General features: G+C 28.1%; 16 protein-coding genes. 1 reads left to right on the forward strand and 15 read right to left on the reverse strand.

The genetic code is table 11. From position 1 onward, the window contains the following. Window positions 1-6: 6 nt before the first annotated feature. Genes X275_RS06000 through X275_RS06015 form a run of 4 tightly spaced genes read right to left on the reverse strand, consistent with a single transcriptional unit; the run spans window position 7 to window position 5,703 of the window. Window positions 7-2,040: a chemotaxis protein CheA gene (locus X275_RS06000; protein WP_047267991.1), complete on the reverse strand. Its 2,034-nt coding sequence runs from the start codon at window positions 2,038-2,040 to the stop codon at window positions 7-9. Between the two features lie 13 nt (window positions 2,041-2,053). Continuing rightward, entirely contained in the window at window positions 2,054-3,262 is a 1,209-nt protein-coding gene (locus tag X275_RS06005) for a nicotinamide-nucleotide amidohydrolase family protein (protein WP_047267992.1), read from the reverse strand. 40 nt (window positions 3,263-3,302) lie between these two features. Continuing rightward, window positions 3,303-5,459, reverse strand: coding sequence for a glycogen debranching protein GlgX (gene glgX / locus X275_RS06010; protein WP_047267993.1), 2,157 nt, complete (start codon window positions 5,457-5,459; stop codon window positions 3,303-3,305). A 10-nt stretch (window positions 5,460-5,469) separates the two neighbouring features. Continuing rightward, window positions 5,470-5,703 carry a DUF3783 domain-containing protein gene (locus X275_RS06015; RefSeq protein WP_047267994.1) on the reverse strand — a complete coding sequence of 78 codons (234 nt, stop codon included), beginning with the start codon at window positions 5,701-5,703 and terminating at the stop codon, window positions 5,470-5,472. A gap of 191 nt (window positions 5,704-5,894) precedes the next feature. Here X275_RS06015 and rd point away from each other — a divergent pair, with 191 nt between their 5' ends. Further along, a complete protein-coding gene (gene rd, locus X275_RS06020; protein ID WP_047267995.1) occupies window positions 5,895-6,056 on the forward strand; it encodes a rubredoxin in 162 nt (53 codons plus the stop codon). Window positions 6,057-6,106: 50 nt separating this feature from the next. Here rd and uvrA read toward each other — a convergent pair whose 3' ends face one another. The 11 genes from uvrA to hslU all read right to left on the reverse strand — a co-directional run bounded on the left by uvrA (window position 6,107) and on the right by hslU (window position 18,480). Next, the gene (uvrA, locus tag X275_RS06025) at window positions 6,107-8,926 is read right to left on the reverse strand and encodes an excinuclease ABC subunit UvrA (RefSeq protein WP_047267996.1); all 2,820 of its coding nucleotides are present in this window, start codon (window positions 8,924-8,926) and stop codon (window positions 6,107-6,109) included. Between the two features lie 58 nt (window positions 8,927-8,984). Next, window positions 8,985-9,566, reverse strand: a complete 582-nt coding sequence (locus X275_RS06030; RefSeq protein WP_047267997.1) for a CPBP family intramembrane glutamic endopeptidase — start codon at window positions 9,564-9,566, stop codon at window positions 8,985-8,987. Beyond that, a complete protein-coding gene (locus tag X275_RS06035) occupies window positions 9,563-11,149 on the reverse strand; it encodes a CTP synthase (RefSeq protein ID WP_047267998.1) in 1,587 nt (528 codons plus the stop codon). The genes X275_RS06030 and X275_RS06035 overlap by 4 nt, the downstream gene beginning before the upstream one ends. A gap of 135 nt (window positions 11,150-11,284) precedes the next feature. Next, window positions 11,285-11,539, reverse strand: coding sequence for an acyl carrier protein (gene acpP, locus X275_RS06040; RefSeq protein ID WP_047267999.1), 255 nt, complete (start codon window positions 11,537-11,539; stop codon window positions 11,285-11,287). A gap of 143 nt (window positions 11,540-11,682) precedes the next feature. Further along, window positions 11,683-12,507: a hypothetical protein gene (locus tag X275_RS06045; RefSeq protein WP_047268000.1), complete on the reverse strand. Its 825-nt coding sequence runs from the start codon at window positions 12,505-12,507 to the stop codon at window positions 11,683-11,685. Between the two features lie 4 nt (window positions 12,508-12,511). Further along, on the reverse strand, window positions 12,512-13,777 hold the full coding sequence (hisS, locus tag X275_RS06050; protein ID WP_047268001.1) for a histidine--tRNA ligase: 1,266 nt from the start codon (window positions 13,775-13,777) through the stop codon (window positions 12,512-12,514). A gap of 10 nt (window positions 13,778-13,787) precedes the next feature. Then, entirely contained in the window at window positions 13,788-15,290 is a 1,503-nt protein-coding gene (locus X275_RS06055; protein WP_047268002.1) for a TrkH family potassium uptake protein, read from the reverse strand. Window positions 15,291-15,294: 4 nt separating this feature from the next. Then, window positions 15,295-15,978, reverse strand: a complete 684-nt coding sequence (locus tag X275_RS11090) for a potassium channel family protein (protein WP_052913116.1) — start codon at window positions 15,976-15,978, stop codon at window positions 15,295-15,297. Then, the gene (locus X275_RS06065; protein ID WP_047265018.1) at window positions 15,968-16,405 is read right to left on the reverse strand and encodes an NAD(P)-binding protein; all 438 of its coding nucleotides are present in this window, start codon (window positions 16,403-16,405) and stop codon (window positions 15,968-15,970) included. Before X275_RS06065 ends, X275_RS11090 begins: the two co-directional genes overlap by 11 nt. Beyond that, entirely contained in the window at window positions 16,395-17,078 is a 684-nt protein-coding gene (locus tag X275_RS06070; protein WP_047268003.1) for a response regulator, read from the reverse strand. The genes X275_RS06065 and X275_RS06070 overlap by 11 nt, the downstream gene beginning before the upstream one ends. A gap of 10 nt (window positions 17,079-17,088) precedes the next feature. Next, a complete protein-coding gene (gene hslU / locus X275_RS06075) occupies window positions 17,089-18,480 on the reverse strand; it encodes an ATP-dependent protease ATPase subunit HslU (RefSeq protein ID WP_047268004.1) in 1,392 nt (463 codons plus the stop codon). Window positions 18,481-18,488 lie beyond the last annotated feature (8 nt).

Here is an 18,488-nt window from a genome sequence, read left to right on the forward strand (position 1 = left end):
ACCTCTTTATATTTCATTTAGGTTTGTGATGTCAAGTATTAAAGCTATTCTACCATCACCTAAAATTGCACCGCCACTGAATTCTTTTACACTATTTAAATATTTTCCCAAAGGTTTTATAACTATGTCATCCTGTCCTAAAAGACTGTCAACGACAACACCATATTTTTTATTTGCGGTTTTTACAATAACAACCTTTTCTATATAATTATTATCATTTCTTTCCATTTTAAAGACATTTCTTAATCTTATTAAAGGAATGACCTCACCTCTTAAAACAAAAACCTCATTTCCCTGAACTATTCTAATATCACCATCTGTCATTTTTTGTGTTGTATCAATATTGGCAATTGGTATTGCATAAACAAAATCGTCAATTGTTACTAACAAAACCTGTATTATGGATAATGTCAATGGAAGTCTTATAATTATTTTTGTTCCAATATCTTTTTTTGAAGAGATAGTAACACTACCATTTAAGGATTCAACAACGGTTTTAACAACATCCATCCCAACACCACGACCGGATAAATCTGTTGCTTGTTTCTTAGTAGAAAATCCAGGTAGAAATATAAATGAGAAAATTTCTTCATCACTCATTGTTTGAATCATAGAAGAATCAACAAGTCCTTTTTCTACTGCTTTGTTTGCGATTACTTCTCTATCTAATCCTTTTCCATCATCTTCAACACTAATTACAACTCCATCACCTTCATGCCATGCGGATAATTTAATAGTACCAACCTTTGATTTTCCTTTCTTTATTCTCTCATCAATAGGCTCGATTCCATGATCTATAGCATTTCTTATTAAATGAATTAAAGGATCACCTATTTCATCTACAACAGTTCTATCAAGTTCAGTATCTTCACCTTCAATTATTAAATTTACTTCTTTTTTTAATTTTTTTGCAGTATCTCTAACAAGTCTGGGGAATCTATTGAAAACAAATGCAATAGGAATCATTCTGATTTTCATAACAATATTTTGTAAATCAAGAGTTATTCTACTTAAATTTGCAAGACTTTCATCAACATCTTTTATTTCATATTTTCTTAATGTTTCAGTTATTCTACTTCTTGAAATAACCAATTCAGCCATTAAATTCATCAATTGATCTAATTTTTCAATATCGACCCTTACTGATTGAAGTTGTATTTTTTTCTTTGATGTGGAAGGCTTTTCCACTGAGACACTCTCTTTTTTATTGTTGTTTATTTCCTTTGGGACACTATTCTGCTTTTCAAAATCCTCACTTTCAAAAGCATTTATAGCAATGCTCTCAACTTCAGAAATTCCTAATAGACTTTCTCTTAACTCATCAGCAGAGACATTTATTATTACGCCTAATTCAATTTCGAGGTCGAATTTTTCATCTTCTATATCCTGTGATGATGGGTTTGTATAAACAACTTCACCTCCCAAATCATCGATTTTGTGTAAAACCATAAAAGCTCTTGCGGCTTTTAACTGTACGTTTTTATCAAATTTAACATTAATCAAAAAGAAGTTAAGGTTCTTTTCTTTTGCGGCATTATATAAATTCTTTAATGATTCTCTTGTTATATCATCTAAATGAGATAATTTATCAGAAGCATTAGCAGTTTGAGATGGAACTGGAATATTTTCATTTGGATTTTGTGATGTCTCTATATTTTCCATAATGTATTTTTCTAATATAGATATTAAATCATCTAAAGAAGTTAAATTTCCTTTTCCACCATTTGAAATATCTGCTATACTTTCATTAAGAGCATCAAGTGTTTTAAAAAGTAAATCAATTAAATCTGAGGTAACTTTTGTTTCGCCTTTCCTTATTTTGTCCAGAATATTTTCCATTTTATGTGATACTTTTGCAATTTTGTCAAATCCCATAGTACCTGCCATACCTTTAAAGGTATGCATAACCCTGAAAATTTCATTTACTTTTTCCATATTATCTGGATTGGATTCTAAATCTAATAATTCATCGTTTAGTTTTTGTAAATTTTCATTTGCTTCTTCGATAAAAACATTTAAATAAACATCCATTTCTCCCATAAGATCAGACCTCCTATAAAAACAATTTTAAAAATCTTATTAGCGAGTAAAAAGCAGCTTTTCTTTTTATTAATATACGATCTCCTGAAAATCTTTTTTTTTCGATTATTATTTTATCATATAATTTATAATAGAATCCAAAAAACACCGTCCCTACTGGTAAATTTTTTGTTCCGCCATCTGGTCCTGCAACGCCACTTATCGAAATTGAAAAATCAGAATCAAATATTTTTGCGGTATTTATTGCCATTAATTTAACAGCTTTTTCACTTACAGCACCATAATTCTTTAGAACTTCATTATCCACATGTAATAATTTATTTTTTATATAATTATTATATGCAACAATAGAACCTTTATATACTCTGGAAGATCCAGGAATATTTGTTATAAAATTGCCAACCAAGCCACCTGTACACGATTCAGCAGTGCTTATGGTTTTGTTATTATTAGATAAGTTGTTTATAATATATTTTAATGGATTATCTGGAACAACATACTCTATAAGTTGATTATTTATAAAATCAATAATGGATTTTAATTTTTCTTTATTATCTTTAAATATCAATGAAGGTCCCATTTCTAATTCGAGTTTTGTAGAATAGTTGATATTTTCTAAATGCTTTTCTAATATAGAAATTAGTTGTGATTCAGTAATATTATAAAATTGTATTTTTTTTGTATATATTCTCTTTTTATCGAATTTACCAAAAATATGTTTAAAATATTTTTTAAACATATAAAGGGCTTCATCAGGAGGACCTGGTAGTAAAATATAATGTTTATTGTTTTTTGTTATATAAAGTCCTGGTGCACTACCAATATCATTTTTTAGAATGATTGAATTTTTTAGTATATAAGCCTGTCTTTTTATAAATTTGTTTGGAGTTTTTCCAAATCTTTTATAACGATTAATAATATCATTGTAAACATCTGTATTCAGAATTAAGTCAATATTTAAAAATTCAGCAACGGCATTTCTTGTGATATCATCAATTGTGGAACCCAAACCACCTGTAATTATAATCACATCATTTTTAGTTGAAAGAAAACTCAGTGAAGATATTATATCTTCTTTATTATCCCGCACACAAATATGAGTAGAAATTTCAAATCCTTCATTATATAAAATATTTGAAATTTCCTTTGATGTAATATTTGAAATTTCTCCTTCAATAAGTTCATCGCCTGTACTTAGAATACCTACTCTTATATATATCACTCCTATAAAATTCCTATATATATTTTACCACAAAATACAATTATTTAGAAATTAATACGATTATACTTTTTGTTTTTACAATGTAGTTATTAGAAACTTTTTGAGGAAAATCAAGAAAATCATCTGGTGAATCAAAATACGTATCAATAACTCGAAACCAGCTTTTATTATTAAGGAACGGAAGTTCAAAAGACAAATCTTTTTCATAAAAATTTAGGGCAACGTATATATCATTATCTGGAGGAACATTTTGATTTACAAAGTCTATTCCACTAATCATAAAAGCCAGAGATTTAGAATAATAAGAGAAATCTGGTTGGTTTAATTTAATTCCATGCCATGTAATGTCAGGTATTCCATCACCACTATAATCTTTTCCAGTAAAAAAGTGTTCTCTCCTTAATGTATGATGTATTTTTCTGAAATTAATTACTTTTCTTACAAATTGAAAAATATCCGAAAAGTCATCCTTTCTCTTCCAATCTACCCAATTCTTAATTGTATCCTGACAATAAGCGTTGTTATTCCCATATTGTGTTCTGCAAAATTCATCTCCCATATATATCATAGGAGTTCCTTGAGAAATCATAAGTATAGTAAAAAAGTTTTTTATCTGTTGTTTTCTAACTTTCAATATGTCTAAATTATTGGTTTCACCTTCAATTCCATAATTAAAACTATAATTATCATTAGTTCCGTCCTGATTATTTTCACCATTTTCTTCGTTATGTTTATTATTATATGAAACAAGATCCCACATTGTAAAACCATCGTGAGAAGTTATGAAATTAACACTTGCCATAGGAGATTTATTCCCATATAGGTCTTCACTACCGGCTATTCGACATGCGATTTCACCTGTTAATCCCATATCACCTCTAACGAACTTTCTAACAGAATCTCTGAATTTTCCATTCCATTCAGCCCAACCTTCTGGAAATGCTCCTAAAAAATAACCTCCTGCTGCATCCCATCCTTCAGCAATTAATTTAGAGCCAGAAATTATAGGATCCTCAGCAATGTCTTTTAACAATGATAAATCTCCTATCCAATTTCCATTAGAATCTCTACCAAGTATGGAAGCTAAATCAAACCTAAAACCATCAACATGCATTTCTGTTACCCAATATCTCAAACTATCAATGATTAAATTTTTAACAACAGTATTGTTACAATTGAAAGTATTGCCACATCCAGAATAATTTTCATAGTATCTTTTATTTTTACTCAAAATATAGTAAACAGAATTATCAATTCCCCTAAAAGATAATGTAGGTCCTAATTCATTTCCTTCTCCTGTATGATTATATACAACATCTAAAATGATTTCAAAACCTTCTTTATGAAGTGCTTTCACAAAATCTTTGAAGAGAAATACCTGCTCTCCTATTTTTAAACCATTGGAATAATTTCCAGTTACAGCAAAAAAAGCCAGAGGATTATACCCCCATACATCTTTTAGTTTTTCACCTGTAATGGGATTATTTCTTATAATGGAATTCGGATTAAATTCAAATATAGGCATCAATTCTACGGCATTAACTCCTAAATCTTTTAAGTAAGATAATTTTTCAATAATTCCGTCAAATGTTCCTCTGTTCTTGATGTTAGAATTAGGATTCATAGTAAACAGTCTTACATTCATTTCATAAATTATCAAATCTTTTAATGGGATTCTTGGATGAACATCATCTTCCCAATCATAAACGCTATCATCTATTACTACGGATTTTGTGGGACTTTTAGCAGAATCAATAGTAGAAAATGAAAGATCTAACAAAGATGATTTTTTATCGTATCCATAAACGCTATCCTCATCCCAATTATAAGAACCAGAAATAGCTTTTGCGTATGGGTCAGATAGTAATTTGTATTTATTAAAACGTAAACCATTAATAGGATCATAAACACCATCAACTCTCCAACCATAAAACTGCCCATGTTTGATATTATGAATATAAATATGCCATATATCCCCTGTTTTGTTTTTTATTGGATCTAATTCAAATACGTGTGAAGGTATATCATCATAAAAATTCTGGTATAACTCTAAAATTACTTTTGTGCTGTTTTTAGTAAAAATGCCAAAATTAACTCCCCCGGAGTCCACGATAGCTCCTAATTTTGGATACCCCCTACTTGATTTTAATAATACAGAATTATCGGGATTATTATAATAAAAATTAGAATTTTTCATATAATCATCTCTATTTCCTTTCTTCTATAGCTTTTTTTAAAGCTTTTTTCACCTCTATATCTTCTTGTTTTAATTCGTTTATCAAATCTTTAATTGTCCAATTTATATTTGTTTCTGTAGTTGTTGCGAATATTATTCTTGGCAAGCCTTCAACATTTTTTATAGCTTTCATTATCTTATTTATTTCATCGCTGGTAAATCCGTTTAATATAATTACAGGTGTCTCTTTTATTTTGTCAAACATCAAAACAACTCCTTCCTTATTTTTATGAAATATCTTATTTTTTATTATATAATTATATCATAAAAATAGGTAAAAAGTTTTTTTATTTTAATTTTTAAAATAGAAATTATCTCTTGACAAAACAAGAAAAAAATAGTATAATATTTTTGTAATCATTACAAAAATAATCGGATTTTATAGGAGGGAAAATTATGAAAAAATATGTATGTACAGTTTGTGGTTATATTTATGATCCAGAAGAAGGAGATCCAACAGCAAATATTCCTGCAGGGACATCATTTGATGATTTACCAGAGGATTGGGTATGCCCAATGTGTGGTGTTGGAAAAGACATGTTTGAAGTTCAAGAATAATATATTATAAAAAATGGCGTGCTTAAGCATGCCATTTTTTATAAAAATTTTTATAGAATTTTTTTTAAGTATTGACCAGTATATGTATTTGCTTTTATTATATCTTCTACAGTTCCATTTGCAAGTATATATCCCCCATTTTCTCCACCTTCAGGGCCTAAATCGATTATATAATCAGCATTTTTTATGACATCTAAATTATGTTCTATAATAATTACAGTATTACCTTTTTCAACTAATTTGTGTAAGACCTCTATTAATTTCTTTACATCTTCAAAATGTAATCCTGTAGTTGGTTCATCGAGAAAATATAGGGTTCTTCCCGTAGCTCTTTTTCTTAATTCTGAGGTTAATTTTATTCTTTGAGCTTCTCCACCTGATAAAGTAGTTGCTGGCTGCCCAAGTTTAATATAACCAACTCCAACATCATTTAACAGTTGTAATATGTTTTTAATTCTTGGTATATTCTGGAAAAAATCAAGTGCTTCTTCAACTGACATATCCAGAACATCTGCTATAGATTTCCCTTTATATTTAACATTCAGAGTTTCTTTGTTATATCTTTTGCCTTTACACACATCACATGTAACATAAACATCGGGAAGAAATTGCATTTCTATTTTTAAATAACCATTTCCATTACACGCTTCGCATCTACCGCCTTTTACATTAAAACTAAAACGTCCTTTTTTAAATCCTTTCATACGAGCTTCTTTAGTTGCAGCAAACAAATCCCTGATTAAATCAAAAACACCGGTATAAGTAGCAGGATTACTTCGAGGCGTTCTTCCTATAGGAGATTGGTCAATGGCTATAACATTGTCTATATATTCAATTCCTTCTATTTTTTTATAATAACCGGGTTTGACTTTAGCCTTCCTTAATTCTTTTATTAAAGCAGGATATAATGTATCCATAATTAAAGATGATTTGCCAGAACCAGAAACACCTGTAATTACGATGAATTTTCCTAAGGGGAACATTACATCGATATTTTTTAAATTATTATGTGATGCACCATATAATTTTAATACTTCATTCCTTTCAATTTTTTTTGTATGATATTTTATAATATCGATTCTCTTTTTTCCTGTTATATATTGTCCTGTAAGCGAATCTTTTGGGTTTTTCAATAAATTTTTTATCCAGCCACTATATACAACTTTTCCACCATTAATTCCAGCGCCAGGACCTAAATCAACTATATAGTCTGAAGATTTTATCACCTCTTCATCATGTTCAACAATTATAACAGTATTACCAAGATTTTTTAATTTTTTCAATGTTTGAATTAATTTATCATTGTCTCTTGGATGCAGCCCAATAGTTGGTTCATCTAAAACATATGTAACTCCTGTTAAACCAGATCCAATTTGAGTAGCGAGTCGGACTCTCTGTGATTCACCACCAGAAAGCGTATTTGCAGATCTTGAAAGGGAAATATATCCCAGACCAACATCCGTTAAAAATCCCAATCTTTTTTTTATTTCATTTAATAATTCACCAACTATTTTTTTCTCAAAATCTGTTAATGTAATATTTTCGAAAAAAGATTTTGTTTTTTCAATAGGCATATCTGAAATTTCTTGTATATTTTTTTCATTTAGTTTGATGCTTAGAGGTTCAATTTTCAATCTTTTTCCTCCACAAGTTTGACATGTTTTCATAGTCATGAATTCATTTTGGTAGTAGTTACGCATTTCATCCGAATCGGTAGATTTATATCTTCTTTCATACATGTTATACAAACCTTCAAATGTTTTTTTGAAAGTATACACACCATTTGGAGTAATATATTCAAAAGTGATTTTATCCTTTGTACCATATAATAAAGCGTTTTGTGTTTCAGTTTTTAATTCTCTGATTTTTTTTTCTGGATTGTCGTTATAATGCAAAATCACTTTTTCCAAAGTTTTAATTATATATGAATCTTTTCCGGCTTTCACTGCGCCATTATATATATTTTTATCAGGATCCAGAATATATGAAGGTTCAAATTCATATTTAAATCCCAAGCCATGACAATCTTTACAGGCACCATAAGGACTATTGAATGAAAATAATTTTGGAGTAATTTCTGGAAAAGTAAAACCGCATTCAGGACAAACTAATTTTTCACTATAAATTTTTGATTTAATAATATTTTCATTATTATCAAGTTCTCTAATTTCTACAAAACCATCAGATTCTTTTAATGACAATTCTATAGCTTCATACAATCTTTCAAAATTTTCTTTTTTTAATTTCAATCTATCTATTAATAAGTTGAGTGTATGTCTGTAATTTTTTTTCAAAGAGATAATATCTTCCAGATCAAATATTTCTCCATCTATTTCAATCCTTTTATAACCATTTTTTTTCATCTGTTCAATTTCCTTTTTAAATTCACCCTTTTTTTCTTTTGCTATTGGTGAGAACACATAAATCCTTGAACTGTCATCAAACTCCTTATATACTTTATCTATAATTTCGTCTATTGAGGATTTTTCCACTGGAATATTACATTTAGGACAGAAAGGTTTTCCAATTCTGGCAAATAAAACTCTCATGTAATCGTATATTTCTGTCACGGTTCCAACTGTAGATCTTGGGTTGTGTGAAACAGATTTTTGCTCTATAGCTATAGCCGGAGATAAACCTTCAATATATTCAACATCAGGTTTTTTTAATTCTCCCAGGAACATTCGAGCATATGAGGATACTGATTCTAAATATCTTCTCTGTCCCTCAGCGTATATTGTATCCATAGCTAATGTGGATTTCCCTGAACCAGAAAGACCGGATATTACCACCAATTTATTTTTTGGAATTTTTACATCGATATTTTTCAAATTGTGTTCTCTTGCACCTTTTACATGAATATAATTCATAAGTTCACCTCAAAATATTAATTGTATAATAATTATAACACAATAATAGATATTAAAATTATTGCAATTTATATATTTTATATAATGCTGGAAAATCGATTAAAAAGTGTAATATAATCGCGCTTAATAAACCATATTTAAAATAAACATACGAGAAAAATAAACCAAAAGCAAATCTTATAGGAAAAGTTATAAAGAAATATCGTTTGTTTTCAATGCCATTGAATAAGTTAAATATATGTATTAATGCGAATAATAAAGATGAAATCATAACGGCTATATATATATTATTATAGATAAACAGTAATTTTGTATTTAAAATACCTCTAAAAAAAACTTCTTCTGTTATTGCGGCAGATAGTGGTATTAGTAATAGTCTTTTTCTGTTAATATAAATCCTGAATGAATCACTTTTTACCCACTTTTGTGGAAGAAAAATTATTATTATTCCATATATTATAAAAATAATGTATATATAATAGGGTAATTTTATATGTAATTTTAATTTGTATATGAATATTAAAAGTGTAAATATAACAGATTTTATGATTAAAGATTTTTCAAATGAAAAAAATTTTTCTATTGAGTATATAATAAAAAAGTAGATTAGAAATGTAATTAATAAACTTATAAAATTCATTTTTTCTCCTTTAATTCATATAATCTTTTTATAAAAGCTTTAAAGATTGGATGTGGGGATCCAACTTTACTCTTTAGTTCAGGGTGAAATTGAACACCTATGAAGAATGGATGATTTCTTAATTCAACAGCTTCAACAAAATCAGATTTAGCAGAAATAATTAATTTATTATCTATATTTTTTTCTTCTGAATAAACAAAAAGATTTCTGAATTTTTCTAAATTAACTTCATATCTATGTCTATGTCTTTCAAAGACAATATCTGTTTTATATATTTCATATAATTTTGTATTTTTTAAAATCAATGTTTTTTGAGCTCCTAGTCTCATAGTTCCACCTAATTTTAATATCTTTTTTTGCTCTTCCATTATGTCAATGACAGGATATGGTGTTGTAGGATCAAACTCGTACGAATTAGCATTTTTAAGTTTTCCGATGTTTCTTGCAAATTCTATGACCATGATTTGCATTCCCAGACATATACCAAATATAGGTATTTTATTTTCTCTTGCTATTTTAACAGCTTTTATTTTTCCTTCAATACCTCTTTTGCCAAAGCCACCTGGAATAATTATACCATCATATCTGGATAATAATTCTTTTGTTTCTTCCTCTGTTAGGTCTTCAATTTGTTGTGAATCTATTAACTCAGGCTTTTCTGCTCCACATAAAAATATACTTTCTATAATACTTTTATAAGCATCATCAGTTCCAAGATATTTTCCTACTAATGCTATTTTTATTGGTAAAAAGTTTTTAGGATAATTCCAGTTTAGTTTATTATCTATTTTTAAATTTAAATTTTCGGCAATTATATGTTGAACACCGATATTGTATAATTTTTCTGGAACTTCATAAACATTGTCAACATCAGGTAAATTAATCACGTGTTTTCTGTTTACACCTGCAAACAAAGCGATTTTATCAAGGCTATTTGAATCAATAGATTTTTCTGTTCTAATAATTAACATATCTGGATGTATCCCGATTTTCCTGAGTTGCTGTACAGACTGTTGAGTTGGTTTTGTTTTGAATTCGTTAGTTACGCTTAAATAAGGAACAAAAGTAACGTGTATGAAAAAAAAGTTTTCTATTCCCTCTTCAAGTGACAATTCTCTTACGGCTTCCAAAAATATTTCACCTTCAATATCTCCAACGGTACCACCAATTTCTATTATTAGTAAATCTGTGTCAATATTTTTTATTCTATTTTTGATTTCTTCAGTAACATGAGGTACCATCTGTACAGTAGCTCCTAAATATTTTCCTTCACGTTCTTTTTCTATAATACTCTTAAAAACTTGTCCAGCTGTAATATTATTATATCTTTTCATATTGATTCCTAAAAACCTTTCATAGTGCCCAAGATCTAAATCTGCTTCATATCCATCATCGGTAACAAAAACCTCTCCATGCTGATTTGGATTCATTGTACCTGCGTCTACATTTAGATATGGATCTATTTTTAAAGAGTTAACTTTAATACCACTATCTTTTAGAATTCTTCCAATTGAAGCAGAAACAATACCTTTTCCAATACCACTTAAAACACCACCAGTTATGACAATATATTTTTTCGCCATATCTAACCCTCCTGTATTTTTCATGTTTTTCAAATAATTTATCGAAAAATTTCAAGTTATATGTCCAATGTTTGTTTGCATCGGAATATTTTTTCAAATAAAATAAGGGAAGCGAAAGCTTCCCTTATAAGGTTGTTATTCTTCTTCTATTTTTAATTTTTCAGCTAACGAATTAATAACATCCTCTACAGTTTTGATGTTCTCTAATTCTTCATCTTCAATTGTAACACCCAATTCAGATTCAAAAGCCATTGTCAGGTCAACAAGTTCTAAAGAATCTGCATCTAAGTCATCAGTGAATGAAGCGTCTAAAGTAACGTCTTCTTCTTCAACATTTAAAGTTTCTACTATAATTTCTTTTACCTTTTCGAAAAGTTCATCTCTTGTCATATTAATACCTCCCTATTAGATTTCACAAGACAGCCATTGCGTTAATAAAATGCATTAATAAAATCGGTATTATTATATTAATATTTTAATACCTTGTCAAGTAAAAAAAATATGTATTTTTTGTAAAATTTAAAACATTTTCTTTAAAACATTTTTTTAATTTTTTCTGCATCTTCTTTTGAAAGAATATTTTTTTCGAGGAGTTTTTCAAGGATTTTTAATCGATTTTGTACATTCAATTTTGAAATTTCAGAATATAAATAACTCAAAAATTCTTCTTTTGAGTTAAAATCTTCCTGTTTAATGTTTTCAAAGGGATCAGATACATCTTGCTTAATCTCTTTTTTCATTTTTTCTAAATTTATTTCATAAGTTCCATCAGCTTTATATAAAGAATTTGTTTCTTTTAACAACGAAATTAGTAAAAACCATTCATACAAATTAAAAGTTATTAATCTAAGAAACATTATAAAATTAGCATCTCTATATTTTAAAATAGGTTCTTTAATCAAATTTTTCTGAATTTCAATATTTTGTAGGTAAAATTGATCTTTTATTATTTTATTTATTAATCTTGTATAGGTAAACCATATGAAAAATAAAAATAAAAAAAAGAGGAACGTATCAAATGTTGGTAAAACAAATTCAATATTTTTCAGTTCTTCAACAGAAGAAATATTGCTATAAAAACGTTCTAATTGATTTGAAATTTTAATAAAAATTATAGTAAATCCAGAGAATGAAATTATGTAACCAAATAGAATTTTTAAAGAATTGTTTTGTTTAAGATTAAAAAATTCCAGATTCTCAATTTTAAATAAGATTTTAATTCTTTTTATATGTTCATCTCTATTTTTAAGTAATATATGATATACAAACATGGTAATAGCAAAACTCAAGGGCCATAAATAAGGAATAATATACATAATCATTCCAACAACAACTATTAATGGATTTAAAAGAATCATAACATCACTCCAATGAAACTTTTTCTTTTAAAATTTGCGGAGCCCAATAATTTTCTATTTCAAATTGCTCTCCAGTATTCATATTTTTAACGGTTATTGTATCTGTTTTTATTTCATTTTCTCCTATTATAACAACAAAATGTGCTTTTATTTTATTTGCATGTTTCATCTGATTTCTAATGCTTCTTTCGGAAATATTTAAAAATACATTTAATCCTTCATTTTTTAAAGTTTTTGAAAGCTTTAAAGCAGCAATATCTGTATTTTCACCAGCATAAGCAATATATATATCTATTTTTTCAGGATTTTCAATCTCGATATTTTCTTTTTTTAAGGCTAAAATAATCCTTTCAATTCCCATGCCAAAACCTATCGCAGGAGTGTTTTTGCCCCCTATTTCCTCAACTAATGAATTATACCTTCCTCCACCTAATATAACAGATTGTGCGCCAAGATCCATATGTTCAATTTCAAAAGCTGTTTTTGTATAGTAATCAAGACCACGGACTATTTTAGAATCTATTTCATAATTAATATTTAATTCATCTAAATATTTTATAACCTTATCAAAATGAGCTTTACAATCATCACATAAATGTTCTAATATTGTTGGGGCATCCTTAGAATAACTTTTATCAATTTTACAATCAAGCAGTCTCATTATATTATTTTCATATCTTTTCTGACAATCATCACATAATTTTGGTAATAATGGTTTATAATATGCTTTTAGTTTATCTCTATACACAGGACGACATTTTTCACAACCAATACTGTTTATTTTTATTTTGTAGTTTTTTAATCCGAATGATTTTAATAATTCATCTGCTAAAATAATAGTTTCGGCATCTGAAATAGGTGTATTTGTTCCAAAAATTTCAATTCCTATCTGATGAAATTGTCGTAGTCTTCCAGCCTGAGGTTTTTCATATCTGAACATAGGACCGATATAATATAATTTTATTGGGGAGCCAAGGTTAATCATAGAATTTTCAACATATGCTCTCACTACCGAAGCAGTACCTTCTGGCCTTAAAGTAACAGAACGGCCTCCTTTATCTTCAAAAGTGTACATTTCTTTTTGAACTATATCTGTATCTTCGCCAACACTTCTTTTAAATAATTCAGTAGGTTCAATTATTGGGGTTTTAATTTCTTTATAGCCATATTTTAAAAATGTTTCTCTTGCTTTTTTTTCTATAAAATACCAATATTTTGATTCTTCACCAAAGATATCCTGAGTACCTTTAAACTTCTTGTATTGAGCCATACACTACCCTTTAAAAGGGTCCACCTCCTCTAATTTTTGAAAATTTAATTTGAATTATATCTTTTATATCTCTAAAGATTTTAATTATGGCAAAGAATATTACAAAAAATTCGAGCCTTCCGAGATACATACCAATTGTTTCTATCCATATAACCCCTAATGGTGAATTTGGAGTTGTTATTCCTATAGAAAGTCCTACTGCAGATAATGCCGATGCATATTCAAATAAAGAATCTTCCATGGAATAACCATAAGATAATAATACCAATACTCCTATAGTATATATTAAAAAATACATAAATACAACTGCAATTACATCTTTTAAAGTATCATAAGAAATTTTTTTCTTTGAAATACCTTTATATACTTCTATATGAAAAATACTTCCTTCTGGTTTAAAATAATTTTTTATTTGATGAGTGATTATTTTCCATATTACAAATATCCTGAAAAGTTTTAACCCACCAGAAGTTGAATCCATCATTCCGCCTAATATCATTAATATTGTCATAATAAGCAATCCAAAACCATTCCAGTTTTCAAATGAAACTGTAGAAAATCCTGTTCCTGTAAGAGCGGAAATAGCCTGGAAAGCCGAATGTCTTAATCCACCCCAAAAACCATATAATAATTTTGTTGTGAAAAATAAAATTAAGGGGATTGATATTATTAAAATAAAAAACATAGTTTTTGGTTCGGGATTTTTTCTAAATAAATCTCGGCGTCTTAAAGCTGCATAATGAACTCCAAATCCCGTTCCACCAGCAATCATTAAAACCATAATAATTATTTCAGCATTAATATTATTAAATTCTCCTATACTATTAACTTTTGTGGAAAAACCACCTGTGGCTAGAGCGGTCAATGTATGATTAAAAGAATCAAAAAAAGATAATCCCGCTATGAATTTTAATAAAATAATACCTATAATAGCCCATGATATATAAATTCCAAAGATTATTTTTGCAGAATCCCGCAAGTTTGGAACGACATTATCAGTTCTTCCTTCTGCCTGATATAGTCCAACACCAAGAGCGCCTGTAGCTATAACCATAATTAATGCAAATCCAGCACCACCAAAATATTGCATAAGACTTCGCCATAATAAAAAGATTTTAGGAATTTTTGTAACGTCTACAAGAGTAAGTCCAGTAGTTGTCCAACCGCTTGTTGACTCAAAAATAGCTTGATGTATATTCAATATTCCAGAAAAAACGAATGGTAATGCAGAAAAGAATATTGCTAATGTCCATACCAAAAATATAATAACTATAGCATCCTGAATATTTATTGCAGAATTTTTTGTATTCCAGCTCAATAATATAAAAAAAGAACCTGTGAATATACTTATTAAACCTGATTCCAAAAAACTATAAAAAGAATTAAAATCTTTATAAAATAGAGCTAACGATCCAAATAAAATTAATCCAATACCAAAATATACCAGCATTAAGCCGGTATTTTTAAAAACTAATTTATATCGATATTTTAAGTTAGAAAGGTATTTTGGCATATTTTCATCCTTTCAATAGTTTCAGCTTAACTTCAGGAACTTTATCTTTTAATGAAAAAATAACCAATTTATCTCCAGTCAATATTTCAGTATTTCCCTGAGGAACAAAAATTTCATTTTCGCGTATAATCATGCTTACAATAGAATTTTCTGGCATATATAAATCTTTTAGTTTTTTATTAGCAGCAAAATCCTGTTTTTTTATTTTTACCTCTATAATTGCTAATTTGTCAGCATAAGGATTAAAAAAACTCAAATTTGTTTGATATTCTATAGAAGCTTCTATCAATTTTTCTATCCAATTTGTAATACTAACAGTTTCAATATAATTTTGCAGAAATAATTTTTCATTTTCAGGATAATTAACAAGGGATATTACACGTATATCTTCGTAAAGTTGTTTGATTAACCATGAAACAACAAAATTTAATGCATCATCACTAGAGAGAGAAATCACACCTCCAACTCTGTTTGGTGCCATATCAAGACTTTCCAAAAAAGTTATTTCTGTTGGATCATGCAAAATTCCATCTAAATTTGAATAATATGCTTTTAAGGATAAAATTCTATTTATATTTTCCTGATTAGCCGAAATATAGTATACATTATGTCCCTGATATAATAAATTTCTCACTATTGAATAAGCGATATTCTCTCCTTCAACAATATAAAAGATTTTATTTTTCATTTATTACACCCTCATTTCCTACCAATTCGTCAACTGCATGCTCAATAGGACAAAATATAGTTAATCCAGCTTTTTCAAAAAGATTTTTTTTATGTGGGTCATTAACTCTTGCTATTATTTCCAATTTTTGGTTTTTTGTTTTATAAAAAGTATTGCAGGCATTTGCAAGCATAAAGTTTAAATTATCATCTGGAGTGACGATATATATTAAATCGGCTTTTTCGGCTTTTACCTGATCTAAAATAGCAATATCAGAACTGTCGACTACCATCGAAAAACCTGTAAAATTATATTTTTTAAGACGTTCGAGAGCTTCTGGCAATTTATCCACAACAATTACATTATGATCTTTAGAAAAGCGTCGGGCTAATTCAGATCCTAGTCTACCACATCCAATAATAATAATATATTTCATTTTATTTTTCATTATTATGCCCCTCCAGGATTTTAACAATAACATTTTCAAGTTCCTTGTCTTTAATATTATTTTCAGAAAGTACTAAAGCTGCATTGTAATGTTTTTTTAGAAGATTTATATTTTTTAGTTTTTTCCAGTATAAATATCCAAGTAAAAAGTGACCTTCATATCTATTAGGGTTTTCAAAAATTAAAGTGCTTATTTTATCTTCAAGCATAAAAAATTCCAGATTATTCTTTTCATCAAAATTTATTATCTCATTTCTTAACTTTCTGTATTTTCCTTCAAAAGTTTCACCCTTGAATATAGATTCTGCAAGCATAATAGCAAATTCTTCTGGAACTATCGGTTTTTCAATCCAATCTAGAGCACCAATTTTAAATATATTTTTTATTGAATTTAAGTTCATTTTATTGCTAACAATATATAAAGGAGTTCTGGGTTGATACGTTTTTAACACTTCTAAATAATCTACAATATTCTCACCATGCAACTCTATTTCACTAATTATAAGTGAAAATTTCTCTTTGAAATTATTTTCGTCATCTAAAAAATTTTTAAAATCATTTAGAGTGTAAATAATAGTATTAATATGATCAATATTCTGGAGATAATTATTGATCATCTTTTCATATAAAATTACAATTTCAGGGGAATCATCAATAATTAAAATTCTATGCATGAAAAACCTCCTAAAGGACAAATTCGCTTAAATCCTTATTTTCTGCAAGATTTCCTACTCTTTGTTTAACATATTCCTTTGTAATTTTTATATCAACTTCTGAACCTAAAGGAGCTTCAAAAGAAACCTCTTCAAGCACTCTTTCTACAACAGTATATAATCTTCTTGCACCGATATTTTCAATTCTTTCATTTAACTCAAAAGCAATTTTGGCAATTTCATTTATTCCATCATCTGTAAACATTAGATTAACACCGTCAGTTTCCAGCAAAGCTTTATATTGTTTGGTAATAGCATTTTCTGGCTCAACTAAAATTCTGACAAAATCCTTTTCTGTTAAAGCATCTAATTCTACTCTAATAGGGAACCTACCTTGCATTTCAGGAATTAAATCAGAAGGTTTAGAGACATGAAACGCACCAGCTGCGATAAACAGCATATAATCAGTTTTAATTGGTCCGTGTTTAGTTATAACAGTTGTACCTTCAACAATAGGCAATAAATCTCTTTGAACACCTTCACGAGAAACATCTGGACCAGATCCTCCAGATTTAGCAGCAATTTTATCCATTTCATCTATAAAGATTATGCCCCTATTTTGTGCCCTATCTATAGCTTCTTGAATCATTTTATCTTTATCGATCAATTTCTCAGCTTCAATAGGTAATAATAATTTTCTTGCATCTTTTATTTTCAATTTTTTTCTAATAGTTTTTTTCGGCATCATATTTGAGAACATTTCTCCAATTTGTATTCCCATATCTTCAAATTCCGGGCCCAATCCAGCAAACATTGGAGTTGCAGATTCCTCGACCTCAATTTCAATTTCAATTTCTTCTAATTCTTTATTTTTCAATCTTCTTCTTAATTCTTCTCTCCTTTCATGAACATTTGAATCATGAATTGGTTCTTCCTTTTTAGGTTGATTTTGACCAAACATATTTAACAAATCCATGAAATTTCCAGCAGATGGATGTTTAGTTTTTTTTATTCCCATTAATGAATCTAAAATTTTTTCTTCAACTAATTCTTCAGCATTTTCTTCGACATCTTTCATCATTTCATTTCTTACCATATTGATAGATACATTAACCAATTCTCTTATCATTGATTCAACGTTTTTTCCAACATATCCCACTTCTGTAAATCTTGTAGCTTCAACTTTTATAAAAGGAGCATTGGCAATTTGAGCCAATCTTCTGGCTATCTCTGTTTTACCAACTCCTGTTGGACCAATCATTAAAATATTTTTAGGCATAATTTCTTTTTTCATTTTTTCAGGTAATTTTAATCTTCTGTATCTATTTCTTAAGGCTATTGCCACAGCTTTTTTAGCATTTGTTTGACCTATAATATATTTATCTAATTCTTTTACAATTTCTTTTGGAGTTAATTCTATCATAACATATG

This window comes from Marinitoga sp. 1197, from assembly GCF_001021165.1.
Classification (GTDB): domain Bacteria; phylum Thermotogota; class Thermotogae; order Petrotogales; family Petrotogaceae; genus Marinitoga.